This is a genomic window from Sphingomonas sp. GC_Shp_6 (genome assembly GCF_026540835.1).
In the GTDB taxonomy this organism is placed as follows: domain Bacteria; phylum Pseudomonadota; class Alphaproteobacteria; order Sphingomonadales; family Sphingomonadaceae; genus Sphingomonas.
In genome coordinates this window covers 1-1768 of sequence record NZ_JALNUO010000042.1, presented here as the reverse complement: position 1 = coordinate 1768, position 1768 = coordinate 1, and the positions used below count along the sequence as shown (strand labels likewise).

At 68.6% G+C, this 1768-nt stretch carries 1 protein-coding gene; it reads left to right on the top strand.

The window, feature by feature from the left end; all coding sequences use genetic code 11:
- On the top strand, positions 1–1768 hold a 1768-nt coding region (locus OXQ95_RS18590), incomplete at both ends, for a YDG domain-containing protein (RefSeq protein ID WP_267383112.1).

Sequence of the window (1768 nt, the reverse complement as noted above, 5' to 3'; positions counted from 1 at the left end):
ACGGACGCGAGCGCCGCCATCGGCAGCATCGCGGCCAAGGCACTGACGGCCTCGCTGACAGGTGGCGTGGCCAAGACCTATGACGGCACGACGGCGGCGACGCTGGCGGGCGGCAACTACACGCTGGCCGGTGCGGTGGCTGGCGACGCCGTCGCCTTGAACAATCCGACGAGCGGCAGTTACGACACCAAGAACGTCGGCACCGCGAAAACCGTCAGCGTCGGCAACCTGGCGCTGAGCGGGAGCGACGCCGGCAACTACACCGTCAACACGGACGCAAGTGCTGCAATCGGCAGCATCGCGGCCAAGGCACTGACGGCGTCGCTGACGGGCGGCGTGGCCAAGACCTATGATGGCACGACGGCGGCGACGCTGGCGGGTGGCAACTATGCGCTTACCGGTGCGGTGGCTGGCGACGCGGTGGCGCTGAACGCGCCGACGAGCGGCAGTTACGATACGAAGAACGTCGGCACCGCGAAAACCGTGAGCGTCGGCAACCTGGCGCTGACCGGGAGCGACGCCGGCAACTATACCGTCAACACGGACGCAAGTGCTGCAATCGGCAGCATCGCGGCCAAGGCATTGACGGCCTCGCTGACGGGCGGCGTGGCGAAGATTTATGATGGTACGACGGCGGCGACGCTGGCGGGCGGCAACTACACGCTCGCCGGTGCGGTGGCTGGCGACGCCGTCGCCCTGAACAATCCCATCAGCGGCAGCTACGACACCAAGGACATCGGTACGGCCAAGACGGTCAGCGTCGGCAACCTGGCGCTGACCGGGAGCGACGCCGGCAACTATACCGTCAACACGGACGCGAGCGCGGCGATCGGCAGTATCGCGGCCAAGGCGCTGACCGCCTCGCTGACAGGTGGCGTGGCCAAGACCTATGACGGCACGACGGCGGCGACGCTGGCGGGCGGCAACTACACGCTGGCCGGTGCGGTGGCTGGCGACGCCGTCGCCTTGAACAACCCGACGAGCGGCAGTTACGACACCAAGAACGTCGGCACCGCGAAGACGGTCAGCGTCGGCAACCTGGCGCTGAGCGGGAGCGACGCCGGCAACTATACCGTCAACACGGACGCGAGCGCCACCATCGGCAGCATCGCGGCCAAGGCACTGACGGCCTCGCTGACGGGCGGCGTGGCCAAGACCTATGATGGTACGACGGCGGCGACGCTGGCGGGTGGCAACTATGCGCTCGCCGGTATTGTTGCGGGCGACGCGGTGGCGCTGAACGCGCCGACGAGCGGCAGTTACGACACCAAGAACGTCGGCACCGCGAAAACCGTGAGCGTCGGCAACCTGGCGCTGAGCGGGAGCGACGCGGCCAACTACACCGTCAACACCAGCGCGAGCGCGGCGATCGGCAGTATCGCGGCGAAGGCACTGACGGCCTCGCTGACGGGCGGCGTGGCGAAGACTTATGACGGCACGACGGCGGCGACGCTGGCGGGTGGCAACTATGCGCTCGCCGGCGCGGTGACCGGCGACGCCGTCGCGCTGAACAATCCCATCCGCGGCAGCTACGACACCAAGAACGTCGGCACCGCGAAGACGGTAAGCGTGGGCAACCTGGCGCTGACCGGGAGCGACGCGGCCAACTACACCGTCAACGCGGACGCGAGCGCCACCATCGGCAGCATCGCGGCGAAGGCGCTGACGGCCTCGCTGACGGGCGGCGTGGCCAAGACCTATGACGGCACGACGGCGGCGATGCTGACGGGTGGCAACTATGCCCTCGCCGGTATGGTTGCGGGCGACG